Origin of the sequence: Bradyrhizobium lablabi (genome assembly GCF_018131005.1) — a bacterium.
Lineage (GTDB): Bacteria > Pseudomonadota > Alphaproteobacteria > Rhizobiales > Xanthobacteraceae > Bradyrhizobium > Bradyrhizobium lablabi_D.
The window spans coordinates 1-21,788 of the sequence record NZ_JAFCJK010000024.1 but is presented as its reverse complement, the minus strand read 5'-3'; the positions used below and the strand labels follow the sequence as shown (position 1 = coordinate 21,788).

Below are 21,788 nucleotides of genomic sequence, written 5' to 3'. Positions count from 1 at the left end.
TGTGCGCCAGGTCATCCCCCACGACAATAACGCATGTGAATCGCAATGCGGTACAGTTCAGCAATTGGAGATCGCAGTAAAAGGCCCCAGCTCATGGGGGCAGGGGTATTTCCGAGAGCTGGGGTAAGGGTGAGGTCGCATGATAGCCGCCCATACTGGACGCAGGCGGCAATTGCCAACTTTGTTCCGACCGTCCGGTTCCTAGTCTCTGGCGGTTCAGAAACAAGGGCTTTATGCTATTTTCGGCTGCCCAATGCGCCGGGGACACGCGATGTCATGACCCCGCGCCAAGCGCATGTTCACCGATCGTTAATTCCCGATGTGGACACCTAAAGGCCCCACCAAGGCGAGGCGGAGGCTCATGGACCGGACAGCCCTGCTAGAGCAACTAAACGAAGCCGAACGGAACATATCCGAAAGCGCGTCCAGGCTCGCGCGACACGAGGCGCAGATCGCGGAGTTGGACCGAGAGGGCCGCGAGTCGCAGCGGCCAAGGATCGTTCTCGCTACCTTGAAAGACTTGCTTGCGCAGCATTATGAAGAGCGTGAGCGCATTTTGATGGAGCTGAAAAAGTAGACCGCCTCAGTTGGCGGCCTCCCCGCGGCCCTTCAGCCGGTCCTGCCGTCTTCAGCACGACGAGCCTATGGCCAGAAGAACCAACACCCGCCCGAAGAAACAGAAAGGCTAGACGCCCTTCCGTATCTCCGTGAACGGAGCGCTTGATCTGGGTCAAGGTCACCGGACCTTACAGGATCAGCGTTGCGGCATGACCGCACGCCGCCACGATTGGATCGCCATCGCCAGCTATATCTCGATCGCCCTAACTCTGTTGTCGCTCGTCGTGCTTTTCACGGCTTGGACAGAGCCGCCGCTGACACTGTCAGGCTGATCATTGCTGGCACAAACTGCACTGGCGCCCGGAACGCCCTAAGCTTAGGTTAGGTCGTCTACCGGGAGTTGCATGATGGGGAACGACCTACTCTATACCGCCTCGATCATCGTACTAGGGCTTAGCTCCATGGCAATAACAGCTATCGCCGTCTTCCTGTAGAGAGGCCGCTCAGTCCGGCGGCTTCAGCGCCTGTGCGGCAGAGTCGTTGGCTTTTCAAACCTGTCACCCCGCTTGCACCCTGGACCTTGGCCATTATCAACTCGGCGCAGCGCCGGAGCCAGGAACGATTGTCCCTCAAGAACGTCGATCTATGCGGTGCATGGAGAACCCCAGATGATCGGCGAAGGCGAGCCGCTGCAACAGAGCGATGGGCCGCGCAAACTCGACGAGGCCATGGAGGCCGTTTATACAGCTGCGGAGACGGTCAAGGCCGCAGCGCAGAACGTTGCTGACGCCATCGAGGCAGCTAGGCAGCCCGGCGCGCCTCTTGATCGCCTGGTTCGCTGGACGCGCGAGGCGCCCCTGCACGCGGTCACTGTTGCGTTCCTGGTCGGCGTTGTGATTGGCCGCCGGCGCAGTTGATGCGGCCCTCGGCACTGATGGCAATTCGTAAAATCGGGCCGGGATGTCCATTTTCTGGGTTTTGCCCATCACACGGATAGATCGAGGGGAAGTGCACGCGGAAACAAAGACCCCATGCCTGACAGGTCAACGTTTGACAGGGATTGTCACACTAGGTTGACGTCAGGACTTGCAGAGAGACAGCCTCGTAAGCGGTTTTTGTTTGCGCCATCCTGCCCGCCCTCCGCTACCCGAAATGTTAGGAAACCTTCTGGGTTTCGCGCGTTTTCGCGGATGGTGACAACGAAGGAATATCTCATGCGAAGTTCAATTCTCACCATCGTGGTCGTGTTTGGAGCGACGATTGCCCTACCAGTGCACGCTCAGCAATCCACGACGCCAAGCCAGCAAATGCAGCCGGATCAAAAGATGCAGGAGGAGGCCGATAAAGGCATCAAGACCCGCAACTCCGGCGAGTCCGGATTTGTGGCCGATCAGGAGAAGCCGGCCGCCGCTGCCCATCCTCCCGGTCAGCCGAATAAGGACAGCAGCCAGTCGACGACGGGTACGAGCCCCAAGAAATAGGAGCGTTGTCCGTCCCCAGTGGACATAGAAAGGGGCCGCCTCACGCGAGGGGCCCCTTGCCGGGGTTCAATATATACGAAATGAAATGACACCGCTCCGGTACAATCATCATCCTCCCGCGCGACAATTTCAGAAATCACATAGGTGAATATTCGGGGGCGGCCTTTACAGCGCTGTCTTGCTGATGCGCGAATGTCTCTCCTCCCTGCTCGCTTCTCAGCTGTCGCGAACCTGGGTTAAATCCTGTTGCATTGCGCTTCGATCGTCCAGCTTCGAAGAAGCTCGTTACCCTCCAAGCGAATGACACTGCTTTGGAACCTGTGCTTGCGGCGCCGGTTACCCTTAACAACAAAATTCGGAGCGAAACATGTGGAGAACAGCAGCCGCGTTGGCGCGCTAGCGTCACCAGCCTTCGCCGAAGATAAGGTTGTTGATCCTGACGCCTTCAAAGAATGTCGCCCGATTGGCCAATCGGCAAGGGGCGAATTGATCTACGGTATGGATTGTGCGGCACTCAAACCGGAGAACCGGGTCGAGGTGCTGCCAAATATGCCGCCGACGAATTTGAAGGACACCGTGATCCCGAAGGCCGGGAAGGTTCAAACTCCGGAAACGACCCCAACGACGGGCGAGGTAAAGTAGCCGCCCGCGCGGCGGTGTCATGGGAGCGGAGCGCGTCTTTTTGTCGGCTTCGGAGAACGATGTGATTTAACGATGCTGAGACAGCAAGTTGACCGCCCTCGCTTTGGCGCTGCAACATTTGCGACGGCAACGGGCGAATGGTGATTGGTACTGACCCGAGGAGCCCGCGATGAAAAAGCCAGAGATCAAGCCCGGCGATTTCCCAGTCGAAGCTGACAAGAGCACGGTTAAGACCAGCAAGGGAAAGCCTATCGCAACTGCGAAGGACGAGCCACTAGCGGAAGAGATCGCTGACCGGCTCAACGAACAAGCCGACCGGGAAGAGCAGGATCGGTGGGCCTGATGTCAGCGTGGTCAGCGTCGCCCATCCCCTGACCGCGCCGTCGTCTCGTTCACGACGCGCATTTCCACGTCGAAAGGATTAAAGAACCGCCTCGATCAGGCCCAGGGTCTTTGCTTCCTGCGCCTCAAGATACCAGTTGGAAGGCGCCTTCTGCAAAACCTCATCGAGCGTTACGCTCGACCCGAGAATGAGATTTTGAAATCCTTCGTTCTGCATCGCAATTGAACATTCGATTTCGTTGAGCGTCGCCCTGACAACCGAGGTTCATGTCGTCAGAGGGCCATCTATCACCAAGCTCTTTGACAGCTTTCGCTGATGGATCATCAGCCGCGTGCCTCGCGTGACGTATCGGTTTGGCCGTGCGAGGAAGCTCATGAATGTAACGCCGGCTGAATAGATCACGGCCTTACCAAGGAAGACGAACCGCCTGTGCGGCTCCATCTCGCTCGCGAAACGGACATCCTCGCCCATCATCCTGGCGACCTCAGGGTCGCCGCCCAATGTCGAGAGTTCGATCACGACAAGCTCTTGGTCGGACGCACTATCGAATTGCAACCTAAAGCTTGTGTACATGCTGTAGTCGACCACACCTGAAAGGCTGATCGCCGGCGACTTGAAGGCAGTTGCAGGTAGCAATGCGAGTGCCATCGAAACCATCCCTCGTCATCTTTATCCTGTCTGACATGCACGTGCTTCCTACGCTGAAACGCCACAGCACGCTCTCCGCAACAAAGCAGGTGATTCAAACTGACGCAGGCGCAATCGTTCCGGCAGCTAACGGCCGGCTGGAACGGAGCCAATTTAGTCCGCGTTGGCCTCGAACAACAGGAGGCCAGAATGGCAAAGGCAAGAAGACGCGCGAGGCCGCAAGCAGGACCGGGCGCGCGTTGCCGCCGGAAAGGACTATGAGGTTCACTACGAAGCCGGGAAGACGCGCAAGTCAGCAGCATCGGTGAAGAGCGCGTTGAAAAAAGTCGGCAACAGCCGGAAGCGCCTTGAGAAGCGTCTTGCTGGAAAGCGGGAGCGATAAAGGCAATCAGGCCGCGTGCGACAGAGCGCGAAGGCGATCGCGCGTCTCCATCGCCGGGGCGATGCGCAAGTTCGTGTGGGGCTAAAGACAGCCCGCCGCGGACGGCCGCGGCCGGCAATCTTGTCTCGCTATTTGTGACTCTTCATCTTCGAGTCGCCCTTCATCTTCGGATCATTGGCCGTAGCGCCAGGGTTCGCTGAGCTTGGGCTGCTCGATGCGCCCTGGCCGGTTGTGGCAGCCGGAGAGTTTCCGCCGCCCCCCGCTCCGCCGCCCGCGCCACCTGCGCCACCGCCTGCGCCTTGTGCGTTTGCCGCAACGATGGATCCGAAGACGAATGCAGCAGCCAAGGCGATCTTTGTAACTCTCATGGGACGTTCCTCCTGTTCAACTCTGCAAGCAACGGACAGGTGTGGCACTCGTTCCTAGCGAGGTCGTGGGCTGCCCGACGGCATGGCCCGCGCGAATGCCGCGGCGCTTTGGCGCAAATAGGAACGCTTTCGGATGATACGGCTTGACGAGCAGGTTGAACCCATCGAGCGAGGTAACGATCATGGCAATGGAAGCGAGAGAATCTGAAAACCTGATTGGGAGTGACAGGGTCGAGGGCACAGCGGTGTATGGAGCGGATCGCGAGAAGATCGGTAGTATTGAGCGCGTGATGATCGGCAAGGTTAGCGGCAAGGTTTCGTACGCCGTGCTCGGTTTCGGAGGCTTTCTGGGCATCGGCGACGATCACTATCCGATCCCGTGGCAGTCCCTGAAATATGACACTCAGCTCGAAGGATATCTCACCGACCTTCGCGAAGATCAGCTCCGCGGCGCGCCCAAATATCGCGAGGAGGGCGCGTGGGACTGGAACGACCCGAAGATTGGTCGTTCCGTGAACGACTATTATGGCGTGCCGTTCGTTTGACTCGCCGGTCACTATCGGTAGATCCGGCGGGCGACGGTCGGGGGTCGCCGCGTGTGGCGACCCCTTTTCGCTTCGGGATTGAAAAAGAGGTAGGTCATGAAAAAGCTCGCTGCAATTGCGGCCGTCACTCTCCTATGCGGTTCGGCAGCGGCCCTTGCCCAGAATGTCGGCCCAGCTCCGCAGAGTGGGATGGAGAGGCCCGAAAACACAAACGGCGCCACCGAAAAAGGGTCAATGGATACGACTGGCATGAACGCGAACCGGGCCAACCAGGCCGAGACGAAAGCCTCGTCCAAAGACGCCGCCAAAAAGGTCGACACAAAAAAGTAGGCCGCAAAGGTTCTCCCATAACGGGGGTCGCCAGGGGTCACCCGGGCGTGACGCCCGCCCTTTGGAACCGCCGCCAGAGTTATCAGTTGACGAGTATCGCCGCGCGGACATCCGGCAACTATCGGTGATGAGAACGCTCATTGCGCTCCCGCCCCTCTCACGGAATGGAGCAGCGCATGGCCGAGCGGCCGTTTCAATCAAACCGAAATCTCTTGAACAACGCCTTGCGGGGGAGGCAATTCGCCTTCGCGAAGAAGCCCAGGGCACGCCAGCAGGCATTGAACGTGAGCAACTGTTGCGCCGCGCGCGGCAAGCTGAAACGGCCTTGCACATGAGCGAGTGGCTGCGATCTCCCGGCTTGCAGCCGCTAAAATAGGAACGAAGTCCACGAGCTATCGTTGCCGCTCCATTGCTAAGGAAGTGATGGAATGGCACGCTATTTTTTTGACATCCGGGACCGCCAAGGCTTCTATCCCGATGAACAGGGCCTCGAACTGGCCACCCGGAGGGACGCGGTAATTGAGGCATCGCAGACCTTGGCTAGTTTGGCCCGGGACACAGCGCGGACGAGTGAGAGGATCAATGTAACGGTTGAGGTTCGATCTGAGACCGCGCCTGTCTTCCATGCTTCCCTGATCGTTCAGGACACCACAAGCCCTAGCCCTTAGCGGCTCGCCCCTCAGCAGGCGGCGATGCGCGCTTGGCCCGGCTCTCGGAAACCCCTTTAGCTCCGGATGCTGGGGTTTTTTTTAAGTTTTCCATCTTAGAACGGGTGTTGCCCCTCGCCGCCGGCAGGCTCGCGGAGTAGGCCGCCAATCGGCCATGCGCCGACGACGCGATCGCCTAATCTTCCACACCCGCGACCAGCAGTGGCTCCGCCGCCATGTTTGCCTCGAGTGACTAGCTAGGTTGATTGGCGGAGACGGGGTCCGCGACATTTTGACAAAGGCATTGAATAGGTTGGGTTGGGTGTTTGGTCCTACCCACAGTCTAAACAACAATTGGTTCGAACGCGACTTCGATGTCGGGGCGGATCGGAAGCGCGATGGAGAAGCGTCCAAAAATTTCCTAAGCGATGTCGCGAACGCTTCGCGCTCATCTATCACCTTTAGACGGGCGCGTGCCGGATGTGTTAGCTGACGGCGGCTTGTCCACGAGCGCCGGGCCCCTCGCAGGCAGGGACGATACCGGGCTCGTTCGGATCATGGAGGTCGCCTTGTCGTTCCTGGAGGCCACGAGGATCGTCGCCGCCGTAGCGAGCATCAGCAGCGCGGAGGTGATGACGACTAGAAAGAGGCGTTCCATGCGAATCAATCAATGTCGCGAGTGCCTGTTCCGATGTTGCCGCGACTGTTTTGGGCTATATGTTACAGATCAAGGCGTCGCGTGTAGGGAGGCGTGCGGTGCATGAGTATATGGCCCGGGAGGTGTTGCGGGACCGGGGCTTCTGGGTGACTATGGCAATCGGGCTCTCACCGGTCGTGGTGTCCGCTGCCATTCTGACCTGGGTGATATGGATGGTCTCCTAGAGAGACGTCCCAGTTGCGCAAACTGTTCCGACAGGAAACGGCCCCAGGCACGGAAGGTGCAGGCGCCGCCAACCTTGGACGTTTTCTTCCGGCTACAAGGGCCTCGGGGAGCTTTGGCAGCGGGACCGGAAGATTGCTGAATTGAAACGCGAGAGCGGCCGCTTAATGGGCAGGTTCTTTATCGGGATCGTCATCCTGAGCATCGCCATCTTGCTGGCATTCTACCTGCATATCATCGCGCTCTAGAACTTGGCTGACGTCAGGCTCCTCAATTCCCTCTTGAGGGGCCTGACTCTCGCAACGCATCCCCGCTTCAGACCAAGGCCGCTTCGGATGATTCTCGCACACCCAGCCGATACCGAGGGAAATCCGGATTGATCATCAGCCAGGAAGGCTATTACTATTGAGTTGGTCGGGCTGAGTAGGCGCGTCTGGACTTTCACTCTCGGCATTCAACTCAACTTCGGCCGCATGCCAGAACTCAGCATCTCGGCCTTCGGGCGGCCGGCCTGTCCCAGAGTTGGTGCGCGTAATTCCCAATTTGATCTTCCGTCGCCATTGCCCCTGCAACCGCAAAGGTTGTCTTGCAGATTGATCTCCAGCGAGGACCGGCCGGGCACGCCGCGGTAAGTCATGGGAACTGACCATTCCATCAAAATGAGACCTCGGTCGCGCTAGCAATGAAACATTTCGATTACGCGGATACGCTCCAGCAAGTCACATCTCGACTGGGTTCGAGATTTTCAAACGCACTTCGACGCGGGCTTTCTCCGCGTCCAGATTCTCCTAAGCGTGTGACCTTGTGAGCGTCGGATCATACGGGTTGCGAGGATGCGGATGCACGACGGGGGAATACCGACGCGTCCCGGCCAACGTTCGCCGCGAAGGACCCGTCGCCAGTAGATAAGGCTCATAGGAACCGGCTTCCCCCCACGTGTTGGTTTGAAGGCCGGCACGCAGTACAGATGCGCGAATCGCGTTGGCTGTTGCGGCATTCTGTCGAGACCAGCCAAGGGAGATGATCATGAAGACAACGATTATGGCGCTCGCGATTGCGGGCTTGATGACCACGACCGCGACGGCTCAATCGGTTGGCGAGAAGACGGGCGTAAATTCCGTGTTAGGCGTAGCTCCGAAGACGGAAGATTTCATCAAGGAGGTCGCGATGAGCGATATGCTCGAGATCGAAGCGGCCAAGATTGCCGAGTAGAAGGGCAACGCCCAGGAAAAGAAATTCGCGGGCATGATGGTTACCGACCATACCACGACGAGCGCAGATCTGAAGAGCATGGCGCCCGCCAACAAACAGACCGCGATCCCCGAGAAACTTGACGACAGCTCGCAGAAGAAGCTCGACAGGCTACGCGATGCAAAGCCGGAAGACTTCGCGTCCATTTATGTCCCTATGCAGGTCAGATGCACACAAGGATGCGGTCTCGCGGTTCGATCGCTACGCCAAGGGCGGCGGCGATGCCAAGCTGAAGGCATGGGCGGGTCGGATGCTGCCTGCGCTTCAGCATCATCTCGACATGGCGCAGGACATGGACAAGAACTGCAAGTGATGGGCATGCGCGCTTTACGCGATTGATCAAGGATAGCAGATGCTTGAAATCGGCACTATCTTTCAGGTTCGCTGCGTCGACAACGCCCTGCAGCGAGACAAGCTCTCGGTGGGCGGCTGTACGAGGTGACGAGCGATCTTGAACGCGATGGCTACTATGAATTCGGCGGCGCCTCGGCCGCTTCAGCCGATCGCGCTTTGAGGTTTCTTGGGACGATTGATGAGGGTTCGACCCCTTAGGCCAACCATTCCGGAACAGCGGGCATCAGGCCCCCGGCGGCAACAAAGCTACACAGGAAAGCAGAAGCGCCAGGCCGAGCACATCGAGGAGTGTAAGGCATCGGTTTGAGATATTCGGTCGTTCCCGATGGTGATTTCCGATAGACCCCTCGCAATATGCGGCCCTCTACAGGAACGGTTTTCCGCCAGTCACCGGGACCGTCGCGCCGGACGTGAAGCTCGAGAGCGGGTCGGCCAGCATGACGTAGGCTGTCGCCAATTCGGCGGGCTGCCCCGCCCTCTTCAAAGGAACCTGCTTGCCGAAATTCGTGACGGCATCCTCCGGCATCGTCGAGGGAATGAGCGGCGTCCAGATCGGTCCGGGTGCAACGGCATTCACACGAATGCCTTTCGCTGCCAGCATCTGCGCTAAGCCGCCGGAAAAGTTGTGAATTGCGCCTTTAGTGGTCGCATAGGCCAGCAAGATCGGGTTCGGCATGTCCGAGTTGATCGATGCTGTGTTGATGATCGCGCTGCCCGGCGGCATGAGCGGCACGGCCGCTTTTGCCAGATAAAACATCGCGTGTATGTTCACCTCGAACGTCTGCTGCCATTCTTCATCGGTGATGTCGCCGATGTCCTTGAAGGTGGCCTGATGCGCGGCATTGTTGACGAGGATGTCGATCCTGCCGAAGTCGTCCACGGCCCGTGCGACCACGGATCGACAGTGATCCGGACTGCGTAAATCGCCCGCGATCAAAACGGCCTTACGTCCTTCGGCCTCGATCAGCCCCTTCACCTCCTGCGCATCGTCGTGTTCGCTCAGATAAGAGATCAGTATGTCGGCCCCCTCCCGTGCAAAGGCGAGCGCAACCGCGCGGCCGATGCCGCTGTCAGCCCCGGTGATCACCGCTTTCTTTCCGGCCAGCTTGCCGGAGCCGCGATAGCTGGATTCGCCGTGATCCGGGCGGGGATCCATCTTGGCGGTCGTGCCCGGCATTGGCTGCTTCTGGTTGGGATAGGGCGGCTTGGGATGGTCCAGCATAAAGGCCTCCGCATCTTGATACGGATTTCAATGGCGTGACCGGGCCAGTGTTCCTAGTTGGTAAGAAGGCCACAGAAAAACGCGACGCGCCCAAGCGGCGCACTGCTAGACTGCGGTCGACTCAGAATTGCGGGAACAGGATGGCCAGACGAAGCGGCAGTGCGGACCTTCCTCTCCATGGAGGACGCGTTCCGCCGTGGCTCGCCGAACGCATGTCCGAACTCGGCGCGGTCATCACCGAGGCTATCGTCCATCATTACGGTCGCGATGAGTTCCTGCAACGGCTGTCGCACCCATTCTGGTTCCAATCGTTCGGCGCGGTCATGGGGATGGATTGGCACTCGTCCGGCATCACGACCAGCGTCATCGGCGCGCTGAAGCGCGGATTGGCCCCTCTGCAGAACGAGTTAGGGATTTATGTCTGCGGCGGGCGCGGCAAGCACTCCCGCCGAACGCCGGAGGAATTGACGCAACTCGGCGAACGCACAGGATTCGATGGACAGGGATTGACGCGCGCGAGCCGGCTGGTGGCCAAGGTCGACAGTGCCGCGGTTCAGGACGGCTTCGAGCTCTATCTCCACGGCTTCTTCGTGACGCAGGACGGCAAATGGACCGTCGTGCAGCAGGGCATGAACGGCGACAAGCGGCAGGCGCGGCGCTATCACTGGCATTCGGAGAGTCTGCGCAATTTTGTCGATGAGCCGCATAGCGCGATCGACGGGCCGGAGCAAGGCGAGATCATCAATCTTACCGATCACCGCGCCGCCCTCTCGCGCAGCATTCAGATCGATCTGCTCACCGACCTTGGGCCTGACGGCATCACGGACCAATATATCGCCTTGACGGACCGGACGGCGTCTCAGCCTTCGCTTCCGCATCTAGTGATGCCCCCGCACCACGAGGTTCGCTCAAGCGACGTTTTCACAAGGCGACTGCACGGGACACTCGCCGCAGCGGCCGAACGCGGTCCCCTCGACTTTCCCGAGCTGCTGCTCACGCCGGGCGTGGGCGCCCGCACCGTGCAATCGCTTGCGATGGTCGCCGAGGTCGTGCATGGCGCACCTTGTCGCTTTCGCGATCCGGCGCGGTTCTCGCTGGCGCATGGCGGCAAGGACCGCCATCCCTATCCGGTTCCAATCATGGTCTATGATGAGACGATCCGGGTGCTCAAGGGCGCCGTCTGCCAGGCGAAGCTCGGCCGTGACGCACAGATCGGCGCACTGAAACGGCTGGACGACCAGGCGCGAAGGCTAGAGCGCACCGCGACGGGTCCCTCGTTCGACGCGTTTGTCGCCAGTGAGCGCGCCGGTTCCACCCTGCTCAGCGGCCGTTCGGTGTTCGGCTGGGAGACTGACCCTGCCGATCCTGCCAAAGCAACCAAACCATGAAGGCGCAGTTCTTGATGGGTTGGTCGAGCAGAATGGTCGTGCATGGCGTGCGTTCGTATCGGCACATCGGGCTGGCACTATGCGTCCTGGCGCGGGCTTTTTTTCCCGAAGAACTTGCGGCTGAAGGACCAGCTCCCGTATTACGCGGGACAATTCAGCACAACTGAGCTGAACGGCGTTTTCTACCGCACCCCGACCCGCGAAGCTGTCAGCAACTGGCGTGAGCAGACCGGCAAGGATTTCGTCTTTGCCTGGAAAGCGTCGAAATTCATCACGCACTGGAAGCGGCTGTCGCAGAATTCGGTCAACAGCCTTGAGCTGCTTGAAGACCGGTTGTCGCTGCTGCGCGGAAAGGCCGGTCCGATCCTCTTCCAGCTGCCGCCGAATTTCGAAGCCGATGCCGAGCGGCTCTCGGGGTTCCTGAAGCTGCTGCGGAAAAGGCGGCGCTACGCTTTCGAATTCCGGCATCCGAGCTGGTATAAGCCGACGATCCTAAGACTCCTCACCGATCGCAACATCGCGCTCTGCCTGTCCGACCATCACGACGCACCAGCGCCCTGGCGACGTACCGCCGACTTCGTCTATGTCAGGGGTCATGGCCCGGGCGGGCACTACAAAGATCATTACAGCCCCGCTCAGCTGGCAAATTGGGCGAAGCACATCCGTTCTTGGAAAAGGCAAGGCTACGACGTCTATATCTATTTCGACAACGACCAGAAGAGTGCAGCGCCAGCCGACGCACGACGACTGGCTCAGCTGGTCAGGAACTAGGAACGCGGTCAAGTGGAATACCCTCCCATCAGGGGATTCTTCGGATCGCTTCTTCGGCGCCCTCCCCGGCAAAGCTGATGCCGAATGCGTCGACGGATCAAGAATTGCTTCTCGGTGACCGCTCGTTCTGAGGTTCATTCACCGCTCGACAGCGGTCATAGGCTGCAGCGACTTGGTCGTCAGAGCCGGTATAGGCGAGCTCCGGCTCCGGATATCGCAAGGAACACTCCTTGCCTACGACCGTTGCCCCAAATGGGGAAATATGGAGACATCGCATGAACGCACGACAGATCCTCTTTGCAAGTTGCGCCGCAACCCTTCTTGGCACCGGCGTCGCACAGGCCGGTCCTTGCAACATGGCCAATAAGGACGCGGGCTCTGGTCCCACCCCGGGGCACACGAACCAGACCGTTGGATCCGCGACTTCCAGCGGCAGCGAACACCCGCCCACGAACCGAATGAATCGGGCGATCGACGACGTGGCTACGTCGTCGCAGGACGCACAGAAGCAAATGCAGAACCAGCCGACCGCTTCTCAGGAAGCTCAAGGAGCAAAATCGAAGAGCGGCGCAAACGATTGCTAGAGCGGATGCGGAAAGTCCAAGCAAAACTCATAGGACCGCTGGCGGGTAACCCAGCGGCCCCCGATCCAACCACACCTGCAGTGCGGTCCTCGAGGTATTCGATAGAGTTAAGGCCGTTCTGGTCGGATACACCGTGACGAGAAGGAAGGAACTGTGGGCACGGAGACTGAGTTGAAGCTTGCCACATCAAAGCGCGGCCTGCAGCAGGCGATAGCGCTGCCGTTGCTGAAGAAGCAGGCCAGCGAAGGCAGCCGCAAGCAAGAGCTCACCTCGGTGTATTATGATACTAATGATCTCGCGCTCCGCAAACATGACATCAGCCTGCGGATACGCAAGATCGGTGCACAACGGCTGCAGACCATAAAAGCCAACTCCAGCGCTCTGTTCGCCCGCGAGGAATGGGAAACGGAGATTGACCGCGACGAGCCCAAACTTCAGTTGGCCCGCGACACCGCGCTCGCGCCGCTGCTGACGGCGAAGCTGACGAAAGAGCTGAAGCCCATGTTCGAGACGCGCGTGGAGCGCGTCGTCATTCCTTGCCATATTGGCAACAGCGACGTCGAGCTAGCCTTCGATCAAGGCTGCGTGGCCACGGCGGATGCGAAGCTCGACCTCGCCGAAATCGAAATCGAATTGAAGCATGGTGACCGCAGCGAAGTCGCGCGGCTTGCGAGAAAGCTCGCGCGCACCGCACCCGTCGCGCTGTCCGTTCGCGCCAAGGCGGAGCTAGGCTATGCGTTGCTCGACGGCGCGCTGGACGCGCCCATCTTCGCTGGGCCGGTCATGGTGTCGCGACAGGCCACGGTTGCAGACGCCTTTACCAGGGTCGGCTTGGCCTGCCTCCGCCAGATCGCGGGCAACGAGAACGCAGTGCGGAACGGCGATCCCGAAGGCATTCACCAGATGCGGGTCGGCTTGAGACGGATGCGCGCAGCGCTATCGCTGTTCAAGGAAATGCTACACGAGTGCACGGACTGAAACGAGAGCTGAAATGGCTCACCGAGCAGCTCGGGCTCGCGCGGGACATCGATGTGTTTGTCAGTAAGACGCTGGCGCCGTATCGCGCCAAGCATCCGGACCGGCAAGAGCTCGAGTTACTGGAGCACGATTTCGAGCGAACGCGCAATGCCGGTTTCGCGACTGCGAGAGCGGCGGCCGAAAGCGAACGGTTCCGTAGCCTAGTGCTGGATTGCGCGTTGTGGCTGCTTGACGGCGGCTGGCGCAACGATACCGATGCATTGAGGCAAGCGTTGAGGGAACGACTGGCGCGCACGTTCGCGCAAGACGAGCTCGGGCGCCGCATCCACAAGATTAGCAAGCAGGCGCGCAAGCTTGAGCGGCTCGATGGGCGCAAGCGTCACAAGCTTCGGATTGCGGTAAAAAAGGTGCGATATGGTCGTGAATTCTTCGCGACGCTCCGTTGTGATGGCCGCAAAGCCGGACGTAAGCTCGACCGTGCCCTAAAGCGACTTCAGAGCGAGCTCGGCACCCTCAACGACATGCGCGTACATCTGGAGCGGGCACGCAAGTTCGCCTCCACTAGCAAAGCCGCACAAAAGGCGTTCGCGATTGGCTATCTCACCGGCCGCGAGGAGACTTCCGCAGGCGACGTGCTGACGAACGCACTTGCGACTGGGAAGCGGTTGCAGGCGGCGGCGTGATTGTCGCCGTGATGGCCAGTCTCGGGGCCGTGTTGCCCGTCACCCATGGTCGCCACACCTCGGCGTTTGCGCCGTGCGCCCGCCCAAGCCCGACGATCCATTCCTGCTGGATGGCGGCTTGTGTCGCCGTCTCCCGCCAGAGCGCTCGACTAATCGCTGGGCGATCGATGACGAGCCTATAGCGCTCCCGAAACGGTACGGGAAGGATGACGGCCGGGCTTAGAAGCGGCCGCCACCTGAGGCGGCCTTACGTTTACGCTCTTTCGGCTCCAGATTAGTAAATTGGCGGCACGAAACCAGGAAACCCGTCGCGGAACGAGGTCGTTCACATTTCGCGGCCTGGGTGCGTTCAGCATTCCGGGAAGCGCTTATCGCAATTCTCATTGGGCTCTCGATCTGGGTGTTGCCTTATGACTTTGTTCGCTTGGCTGATCCCGTTCTAACAGATGCAGGGTCGATAATTGGGTGCGCCCGTGCCCTGTACGGTCATTGGGTGATAGCGCCAACTTACGACACTCACCTTGCGAAGTTGGTCGTCGACAATCAGGCAAAACGCCTTGCGTGAGAACCGATCCACGGGGCTGGGTCGCAGCCACCGCGGTAACGTGCATCGTCGGCATGACGGAACGTATTGGAACTTCGCGGGTCAGGCTAACGTTCTCCGACGATTGGGAGCAACGGATGACCAGCAAGTCCCTTTGGGCGGACGTTGACGTGATGCCTGCGGCAGGTTCGCTGGCAGAGGACGTTGAGTGTGATGTAGTGGTGGTCGGATCGGGGATCGCGGGAACTTCGACGGCTTACGAGGTCTGCAAACGTGGCAAGTCGGTGGTGATAATCGACCGCGGCCGCATCGCGGGCGGGATGACCTCGCGTACTTCCGCGCATCTGGCTCCGCTATGCGACGACCTTGTCAGCGAGATCAAGGGATCGGATGCGACGAAGTTGTTCTGCGACAGCCAGGCGGCGATCGACCGTATTGAAGTGATTCAAGAGCAGGAAGAGATCGACTGCGATTTCCGTAGGCTCGATGGCTACCTGTTCCAGGGCCGCGATATGACCTCCGACATCATCGACCAAGAGATGGACGCGGTCCGGGAGATCGGAGCTCCGGTGCACCGGCTGGTCGGCATGCCGTTCAACGGATGTGCGAACCGGCACGTGCTACGCTATCCGAGGCAGGCGACGTTTCATCCCCTAAAGTATCTCTCCGGCGTAGCAAGAGCCTGTCGGAACAACGGCGTGACTTTCTTCCGCGATAGCCCGGTGGAAGAAATCAGTGAGGACAATGGCATTGTGTTGGTGAGAACGACGCGCGGCGTCATTCGCGCCAAGCACGCGGTCGTTGCGACCAACTCCTCGATCTCCGACCGCTTCGCCATCCATACCAAGACAGCACCCTACCGGACTTATGTCATGGCGTTTGAAATCAAACGAAACGCCCTGCCCGATGCCCTCTACTGGGACACCGAGGAGCCTTACCATTATGTGCGTCTACAGCCGGGACCGGATCGTATCGACTACGTTCTTGTGGGCGGCGAGGACCACAAGAGCGGCGAAGCCGACGATGCGGACGAGCGTTTCAAAAGACTCAAAGCATGGGCGCGTGAACTGATCTCCGGTCTGGGCAGGGAGACACATCGTTGGTCGGGGCAAGTGCTCGACACGATCGACTACGCTGGCTTTATCGGCCAGGATCCGGGCTGCAAGAATGTCTACGTCGCCATGGGCGATTCAGGGCAGGGCCTTACCCACGGCGTTGTCGGGGCGATACTGAATACGGCGCTGATCATGGGTGAGGACCATCCGTGGAAGGAACTCTATGCCCCGGGCCGCATCCCGCTTAAGGCGGCCAAGAACTTCGTCATGGAGAACGTCACCCCGGTGAAGAGTTTCGCGGAATATGTCGCGCCGGGTGAACTTCATTCACTAGATGATTTGAGGCGCGGACAAGGCGCAATTGTGCGACGCGGCCTAGAGAAAATCGCAGCTTACCGCGACGAAGCCGGCGCGCTTCATCTGAATTCGGCAAGCTGCAGCCACGTTGGCTGTCACCTGCATTGGAACAGTTTCGAGACGTGTTGGGACTGTCCATGCCATGGCTCGATGTTCGACGTGAAGGGGCAACCGATCAATGCTCCCGCAGTCGCACCGCTCGACAAAAGGTGACGACCCCTCCTCTGACGCTGCCAGTCAGTCAGTCGTTCAAGCCGTCCGGCCCCTCGCGCGATCCGATGGCCGCCGCGAATCACGGAGTTACATCGGCTGCAGCGAATTGTTGCCACGGCGCGATAGGAACAACGGCAGCGCCTGCCCGTTCGGGACTGATATTCTCTCTCATGCCCGAGGTCCTCCATGTACCACCATGTGAAGAAGCTGATGTTCACCGTTCGCGTCGATGAGCCGGACCCTCGTTTCGGCAACATGCTGCTTGAACAATTCGGCGGCGCCAACGGCGAACTCGCGGCCGCAATGCAGTATTCAATACAGGGGCTCAACTGCGAGGATCCGGATCGCAAGGACCTGCTGATGGACATCGGCACCGAGGAACTGAGCCATCTTGAGGTTGTCGGCACTCTCGCACGCATGCACCTCAAGCCATCAAAGTTTGACCGTCAGGCCGCAGAAGCCGATCCTTTAATCGCGATCGCGGGCGGCGGCGGAGTGAACCTGTTCAACTCCCAGGGAAACGCCTGGACCGCCGACTACCTGAAGATTACCGGTGAACTGGACGTGGACCTACGGAGCAACATCGCCGCCGAAGCGCGCGCAAAGATTGTATACGAGCGCCTGATCAATTTTTGCGACGACGCAGGTACAAAGGATGCTCTGCAGTTTCTGATGACCCGCGAGATCACCCACATGAAGGCGTTTGCTCTGGCACTTGAGAGCATGGGCAAGCCGCCCTTCAGTATCGGCCGCATCGCGCCGACACCGGGGCTCGTCGATCAATTCTTCAACGATTCTACCGGCACCGGTGAGCATGGTGAGATCGACACCCGCGGGCCCTGGAACGAGGGCGGCGACTGGATCTTTACAGAATCGCCGGCCATTCAGGCGGGTGAACCTGGTCCGGCTGCGGCCATCGTAACTGAGAGTTCACCGCCGGTGGACGAAACCGGCCTTGGCGATCTCCTGCTCGACGAACTCCGTGATATCTTGCATGCGGAGAAGCAATTGACGAAGGCGCTCCCCAAAATGGCGGAGGTCGCGCGTTTCGATCAGTTGCGTGACCTCTTCGAGCAGCATTTGACCGAGACCGAATCCCAGATCGAGCGCATCAACGAGTGTTTCGAGCTGCTTGGCAAATCCGCGCGCGCAAAGCCGTGCAAGGGCATGATGGGCCTGGTCGAAGAAGGCCAGGAGATCATCGCCGAAGGCAAAAACAAGGAGGACGCCGCGGCCGACCTCGCGCTGATCGGTGCGGCGCAGCGGGTCGAACATTATGAGATTGCCGGCTACACCACGGCGCGGAACCTCGCCCAACAGCTACGCCATAGCGCGATCGTCAGCTTGTTATCGAAATCGCTGGCGGAGGAGGAAAATGCCGATCAGTTGCTCAACCAGGTCGCGCGATCCTTGATGTCGGTCGCAAAGATGCCCGCTACTGTCGAGCAAACCGAATAGTGCCCACCTGATCTGCCGATTGATCATCGGCGGATCGACAGGAATGCCGTTGACATGAGGCCGCGCCCGCCGGGGAACGGCCCTAATCCGGAGCCGCCACGCATAACCAGTGGAAGGCGACGATCGCGCGCGGCCGTGGTCTGTAGTCTGAAGAGATGTTCATGCCAATCAATCGTTCGTCACCATGACGAGCAGGACATTGAAGCAGGACATTTATCTTGTCGAAGACGATCGCGGCGCCTCGGATGAAAGCGCCTGCGAGTGGTTGATCTTGGAGATCTTGCGACCAACCGCATTTTTGATCATTGGTGGCGGGGCTGGTTCAGTGAACAGATGCCGATCTGCTCAGATGCCGAGAGCGCGGCCATGCCGGGCTATTTGACGCCAGCACAGATGGCGGAGCTGCGGAAGCCAACCAACACCGAATTTGACGCGGTCTTCGTCCGTCTGATGAGCTTGCATCATGCGGGGCAGTCCAGATGGCAGACGCGGGGTGGCATTCGTCCTTCGACCCACGCCTGCGTCTGATGGCTTATTCCATACGGCATGAACAAGAGGGCGAGATCGCCTTGATGAATCGTGTCAACGGCATCGGAGCGGTGCGGCAGACGATCCGCGATATACTGGCGAACAATCTCTGGCTCCACTGTCACAGCCGTCGGCGTTGGCCTTAGGCGTTCGCCCTTGCCGTTGCGGTTGGTGAACCGGACCCGTGCCGATCGTCAGCACGCCCCAGCGCTCACGTCCTGCACAAAGGGGATTTCGCATAGTCCCCGTATAACGCCGTTATGGTGCATGGCGATGGCGGCATCGTGCTCTCCGATCTGGGAAGGTGAAGCGTTCCGGTCCGTCCATGTCGAGTCATCCTCCGAGTGCGCTGATGGACAGGAACGGCGGCCGGTCAGCCGCGTTCCATTGCATCATTGCGACAGGAGACTCGAATATGGGAATCTTCACCAAGGACATCAAATCCATGGAAGACCTGCTGATCCACGGCCTTCAGGACATTTACTACGCCGAACAGCAGATCATTAAATCGCTGCCCAAAATGATCGACAAGGCAACCAACCGCGACCTCGTGACCGGGCTAAAAGCCCATCTCGAAGAGACCAACAAGCAAGTCGAGCGGCTTCAAAAAGCGTTCGAAAAGCTGGGCAAGGAGCCCAGCGCGACACAGTGCCCGGCGATCGACGGCATCATAAAGGAGGCCGACGAGACCGCAGGGGAAATCGAAGACAAGGCAGTGCTGGATGCCGCCCTCGTCGCTGCGGCGCAGGCGGTCGAGCACTATGAGATCTGCCGCTATGGCACTCTGATCGCCTGGGCCGAACAGCTCGGCCACGACGAGATCGTGCGGTTCCTTACCACCAATCTGAACGAAGAGAAGGCGGCGAACAGCAAGCTTAACACCGTGGCGCTACGCAAGGGAGTCAACGCGAAGGCTTCGAGCGCCGCTTGATATCGCGCGTGATCGATCTCAGCGGCTTCGCGGGATCGCGGAGCCGCTTTTTTGTCCGGTCCGGACTCTCCGCACTGATCGCAGTTTGCGGCGCACGTACCAAGCCGCCACCGAGACCAGTAACCAGGCAAGCGATGCGCCAACAAAAGCGACCGCGATGCTAGTTTCCGCCGCCAACGAGAAGACGATCGCAAAGCCCAGCATGCCGAGCGCGCCGAGCGCGGCGCCGGCCGAGTCGACCGCGGCCGCCATTTGCCCGCGGCGCTCCCCGGCCACGCCTGCATCCCGCTTGCGGCGGATCTCATGCTTCTCGATGAGCGTCGCGCTGGCGCAGAAGATCGCAGGAAGACCGAGAAAGAGCCCTCCTACTGACGCTCCATAGCGGCTGCTGATGAGACCGGTGAAGACGGTTGCGATGCCGCCGAGTGCGAAGCGGACCAGGTATTCGTACCAGCGGCCTTCCTTAAGAGATGAGGGCGAAAAGCGGATCGGGGTCATGCCTGCCCGCCAGCGAAGGTCAGCAGCCCGAAGGCGACAATGAGCCAGATGGCGAGTGATAGCACGGTGGCCAGCAGTGCTCGCATTCGCGCGCGAACCAGGACGTGGCAGACGACGACACTATAGGCGGCGAGCGCGATCGCACCCGCAATCATGGCGTGGGTTTGCAGAGTCGCGTAGCCCGGTCCATGCTGATATACCGCGATCCCGAGCGTGGCGAGTGCGACCGAGGGCGCAGCTGCGAAGAGACCGGCGAAGCTCTTGGGACGGAGAAGATCTCCCAGCATCGCGAAGGCCGAGACCACAGCGCCTCCGACGAGAAAGCGGACGATGTATTCTGTCATTTCGCCTTCTTCCAGAGTTTCAACAGCGGCCCACCCGCGCCATAGACCGGATCCTTGCGCGGCACCGGCACCTTCGGGATGGTCTTCAGCGCCTGCCCGCGCTCCTCCACAGCCGTGCATTCGTCGTACGTGCCCACCGGCGGATAGGCGCCGATGACGAGGAAGTGGTCATCGGCCGAAAGGCACTGATGGCCGGTTCCGGCGGGCAGAATGGCGACATCGCCCGCCTTCAACGTGAAAATCCGCCCCCTGTTGCCGCCGAATCTAACGCGCCCCTTGCCGCGCCCAATGCCGAGCACCTCATGGATTCGGGAGTGATAATGCACGTAATCGTAGACCCCGTCGCGCCAAGTGTCTCCCCATCCATTGGCCTCGAAAAGGTCCTCGATCACGGCTGCCGGGTCGTGTCGCCCATCCAGATCGACGGCGCCGCGATAGATGATCAGCGGCCATCGCGGATGGTTAAGGACGAGACCATCATCCTTGAAGCGGACAGTGTGGGGTTTTCGCGCTTGCGCGAGCTCTGGCGCATTTCGTTTGCCTGGCCGGCGGAGGCCGGTGGCGCGCTCCGCGTACGCCTTCAGATCCTCAAGTATCGGCATGATCGTTCTCCTTTGAGACTTCGAGCGGATGGCCGGTCCACAGCCGCAGCAGGCGCTCAAGGGCAGCTCCGAGCGCGAATCCCGCGACGACATCGCTTGCCCAGTGCGCCAGGACCGCGATGCGCGTCAGCGAGATTCCGACGGCGACCGCGCGAACCGCCCGGCGGGGACCGGCCGGCAGGACGCCGGCTGCGGATGCCAAGGCGCCCATGTGAAGTGCGTGGCCGGAGGGAAAGGCATCGTTGCGCTTGCCCGAAAACGAGACCCCGTGAACGTGCCCGATCACCGTCCTTCGGTCAGGACGCGTTTGGTCGAACAGAAGTTTTAAACCGTGGGGCAGAAGAGACGCTGCAACCGTGACCAGAAGCGTGTGGTTGCCAGCACGCCGCAGCGCTTCGCTGCGTCCGCGCGAAGCAATCCAAGCCGCCGCCGCGAGAAATAAAAGGACCTTCTCGTCGGCTCCCCAGGTCAAGGCGCGGGCGATCTCTTCGGGGGCGGGCGCGGTATCGCGCGCGATGGCGCGCGCGATCAAGACATCCGTCTTGGTGGGCCGAATCCTGATTGGAAAGCTCGACGCCCGGCGCAGACCACTTATTCGAGTTCTATTTGCCGTACGCATGGCTCCAACGATCGGAAACGTAGTGCCAGGGCCGCCCAGACCGTTCGGTCTTCTTCGGCGGCTTGCACACGCGACAAAGGCGCTTGACCGAACAGTTCGGTTCAAGGTCCTCGCTCACCTACACGGCCCTAACGCGTCTTCAGACTCTCTCGGACGGCATCTGCCCCACTCCGGCCAGCTTCTCGGAGCCGCTCGAGAGTTTCGGCGCCGATGTCATCGACTTCGGCCTTAAGCGTGTCGGCGGATTCGCGCACGCTCTGGGCCACCGCCCCCGCCCGAAGAGTCAGATCCTCTTTGACGGTGTCGCTCACCTCACCCGCCCATTTGTTTTCGAGATCGGACGCACTGAACGCGCCCGCAACGGTCGCTCCGACCACCAAACCTATTGCACCGAGCAGAAGCGGTTGTCTCTCGAGCAGGTCCGAGAACGACGACTGGACCTTTGCGATCGTCTCCTTCCGAGGCAGTGCGTCGCCGAGCTTGCTCAAGTTTTCCCGCGCATAGGTGACACCCTCATCAAACCGATCCTTGGCCGCATCTGCTGCGCCCGCAACGGCATCCGACGCCGTGCTTTTGGCATCGCG

The 21,788-nt window shown here is 60.1% G+C and carries 24 protein-coding genes and 3 pseudogenes; 20 read left to right on the top strand and 7 right to left on the bottom strand.

All coding sequences use genetic code 11. The features are described from left to right. Positions 1–361: 361 nt before the first annotated feature. The 6 genes from JQ553_RS33865 (at position 362) to JQ553_RS33845 (ending at position 3,024) form a co-directional block, all read left to right on the top strand. Positions 362–577, top strand: a complete 216-nt coding sequence (locus JQ553_RS33865) for a hypothetical protein (RefSeq protein WP_212504419.1) — start codon at positions 362–364, stop codon at positions 575–577. Between the two features lie 190 nt (positions 578–767). After that, a complete protein-coding gene (locus tag JQ553_RS35030; protein WP_283817321.1) occupies positions 768–890 on the top strand; it encodes a hypothetical protein in 123 nt (40 codons plus the stop codon). A 336-nt stretch (positions 891–1,226) separates the two neighbouring features. Next, positions 1,227–1,475, top strand: coding sequence for a hypothetical protein (locus tag JQ553_RS33860; RefSeq protein WP_212504418.1), 249 nt, complete (start codon positions 1,227–1,229; stop codon positions 1,473–1,475). Positions 1,476–1,748: 273 nt separating this feature from the next. Further along, entirely contained in the window at positions 1,749–2,039 is a 291-nt protein-coding gene (locus JQ553_RS33855) for a hypothetical protein (RefSeq protein WP_212504417.1), read from the top strand. A 369-nt stretch (positions 2,040–2,408) separates the two neighbouring features. Beyond that, positions 2,409–2,681 carry a hypothetical protein gene (locus tag JQ553_RS33850; RefSeq protein ID WP_212504416.1) on the top strand — a complete coding sequence of 91 codons (273 nt, stop codon included), beginning with the start codon at positions 2,409–2,411 and terminating at the stop codon, positions 2,679–2,681. A gap of 169 nt (positions 2,682–2,850) precedes the next feature. Beyond that, a complete protein-coding gene (locus JQ553_RS33845) occupies positions 2,851–3,024 on the top strand; it encodes a hypothetical protein (RefSeq protein ID WP_212504415.1) in 174 nt (57 codons plus the stop codon). 264 nt (positions 3,025–3,288) lie between these two features. Here the strand turns inward: JQ553_RS33845 and JQ553_RS33840 are convergent, their stop codons facing one another. Beyond that, a complete protein-coding gene (locus tag JQ553_RS33840; protein ID WP_249144844.1) occupies positions 3,289–3,672 on the bottom strand; it encodes a hypothetical protein in 384 nt (127 codons plus the stop codon). Between the two features lie 163 nt (positions 3,673–3,835). On the opposite strand from JQ553_RS33840, the gene JQ553_RS33835 reads away from it, so the two are divergent. The 5 genes and pseudogenes from JQ553_RS33835 (at position 3,836) to JQ553_RS33820 (ending at position 8,388) form a co-directional block, all read left to right on the top strand. Then, complete coding sequence (locus tag JQ553_RS33835) at positions 3,836–4,054, top strand: DUF3606 domain-containing protein (RefSeq protein ID WP_212504414.1); 219 nt, start codon at positions 3,836–3,838, stop codon at positions 4,052–4,054. A 550-nt stretch (positions 4,055–4,604) separates the two neighbouring features. Continuing rightward, complete coding sequence (locus JQ553_RS33830) at positions 4,605–4,967, top strand: PRC-barrel domain-containing protein (protein WP_212504428.1); 363 nt, start codon at positions 4,605–4,607, stop codon at positions 4,965–4,967. A gap of 96 nt (positions 4,968–5,063) precedes the next feature. Further along, a complete protein-coding gene (locus tag JQ553_RS33825) occupies positions 5,064–5,297 on the top strand; it encodes a hypothetical protein (protein WP_212504413.1) in 234 nt (77 codons plus the stop codon). A 428-nt stretch (positions 5,298–5,725) separates the two neighbouring features. After that, positions 5,726–5,965 (top strand): DUF6894 family protein, encoded by a 240-nt coding sequence (locus JQ553_RS35395; RefSeq protein ID WP_409363116.1) that lies wholly within the window; start codon positions 5,726–5,728, stop codon positions 5,963–5,965. Between the two features lie 1,885 nt (positions 5,966–7,850). Beyond that, positions 7,851–8,388 (top strand): annotated as a pseudogene (locus JQ553_RS33820) (DUF4142 domain-containing protein). A gap of 405 nt (positions 8,389–8,793) precedes the next feature. Here the strand turns inward: JQ553_RS33820 and JQ553_RS33815 are convergent. After that, complete coding sequence (locus tag JQ553_RS33815) at positions 8,794–9,651, bottom strand: SDR family oxidoreductase (protein WP_212504412.1); 858 nt, start codon at positions 9,649–9,651, stop codon at positions 8,794–8,796. A 140-nt stretch (positions 9,652–9,791) separates the two neighbouring features. Here JQ553_RS33815 and JQ553_RS33810 point away from each other — a divergent pair, with 140 nt between their 5' ends. The 7 genes and pseudogenes from JQ553_RS33810 to JQ553_RS34755 all read left to right on the top strand — a co-directional run bounded on the left by JQ553_RS33810 (position 9,792) and on the right by JQ553_RS34755 (position 18,210). Then, on the top strand, positions 9,792–11,039 hold the full coding sequence (locus JQ553_RS33810; protein WP_212504411.1) for a DUF763 domain-containing protein: 1,248 nt from the start codon (positions 9,792–9,794) through the stop codon (positions 11,037–11,039). Positions 11,040–11,081: 42 nt separating this feature from the next. Continuing rightward, the gene (locus JQ553_RS33805; protein ID WP_212504410.1) at positions 11,082–11,810 is read left to right on the top strand and encodes a DUF72 domain-containing protein; all 729 of its coding nucleotides are present in this window, start codon (positions 11,082–11,084) and stop codon (positions 11,808–11,810) included. 275 nt (positions 11,811–12,085) lie between these two features. Then, complete coding sequence (locus JQ553_RS33800) at positions 12,086–12,394, top strand: hypothetical protein (protein ID WP_212504409.1); 309 nt, start codon at positions 12,086–12,088, stop codon at positions 12,392–12,394. A 153-nt stretch (positions 12,395–12,547) separates the two neighbouring features. Continuing rightward, positions 12,548–14,055: pseudogene (locus tag JQ553_RS34760) on the top strand (CHAD domain-containing protein). Positions 14,056–14,736: 681 nt separating this feature from the next. Then, the gene (locus JQ553_RS33785; protein WP_212504406.1) at positions 14,737–16,224 is read left to right on the top strand and encodes an FAD-dependent oxidoreductase; all 1,488 of its coding nucleotides are present in this window, start codon (positions 14,737–14,739) and stop codon (positions 16,222–16,224) included. Positions 16,225–16,410: 186 nt separating this feature from the next. Beyond that, positions 16,411–17,682, top strand: coding sequence for a DUF892 family protein (locus JQ553_RS33780; protein ID WP_212504405.1), 1,272 nt, complete (start codon positions 16,411–16,413; stop codon positions 17,680–17,682). Positions 17,683–18,015: 333 nt separating this feature from the next. After that, complete coding sequence (locus JQ553_RS34755) at positions 18,016–18,210, top strand: DUF305 domain-containing protein (protein ID WP_249144850.1); 195 nt, start codon at positions 18,016–18,018, stop codon at positions 18,208–18,210. A 54-nt stretch (positions 18,211–18,264) separates the two neighbouring features. On the opposite strand, the pseudogene JQ553_RS35390 reads toward JQ553_RS34755, so the two are convergent. Further along, a pseudogene (locus JQ553_RS35390) lies at positions 18,265–18,509 on the bottom strand (hypothetical protein); the annotation flags it as partial. A 116-nt stretch (positions 18,510–18,625) separates the two neighbouring features. Here JQ553_RS35390 and JQ553_RS33770 point away from each other — a divergent pair. Beyond that, a complete protein-coding gene (locus JQ553_RS33770; protein ID WP_212504404.1) occupies positions 18,626–19,141 on the top strand; it encodes a ferritin-like domain-containing protein in 516 nt (171 codons plus the stop codon). Between the two features lie 18 nt (positions 19,142–19,159). On the opposite strand, the gene JQ553_RS33765 is transcribed toward JQ553_RS33770, so the two are convergent. Genes JQ553_RS33765 through JQ553_RS33750 form a run of 4 tightly spaced genes read right to left on the bottom strand, consistent with a single transcriptional unit; the run spans position 19,160 to position 21,204 of the window. Then, entirely contained in the window at positions 19,160–19,639 is a 480-nt protein-coding gene (locus JQ553_RS33765; protein WP_212504403.1) for a DUF3147 family protein, read from the bottom strand. Further along, positions 19,636–19,983: a DUF3147 family protein gene (locus tag JQ553_RS33760; RefSeq protein WP_212504402.1), complete on the bottom strand. Its 348-nt coding sequence runs from the start codon at positions 19,981–19,983 to the stop codon at positions 19,636–19,638. Before JQ553_RS33760 ends, JQ553_RS33765 begins: the two co-directional genes overlap by 4 nt. Continuing rightward, positions 19,980–20,585: a cupin domain-containing protein gene (locus tag JQ553_RS33755; RefSeq protein WP_212504401.1), complete on the bottom strand. Its 606-nt coding sequence runs from the start codon at positions 20,583–20,585 to the stop codon at positions 19,980–19,982. Before JQ553_RS33755 ends, JQ553_RS33760 begins: the two co-directional genes overlap by 4 nt. Next, a complete protein-coding gene (locus JQ553_RS33750; RefSeq protein ID WP_212504400.1) occupies positions 20,572–21,204 on the bottom strand; it encodes a phosphatase PAP2 family protein in 633 nt (210 codons plus the stop codon). The genes JQ553_RS33755 and JQ553_RS33750 overlap by 14 nt, the downstream gene beginning before the upstream one ends. Before the next feature lie 83 nt (positions 21,205–21,287). Between JQ553_RS33750 and JQ553_RS33745 the strand changes: the two genes are divergently transcribed. Next, a partial coding sequence (locus tag JQ553_RS33745) for a hypothetical protein (RefSeq protein WP_212504399.1) occupies positions 21,288–21,788 on the top strand: 501 nt, incomplete at its 3' end.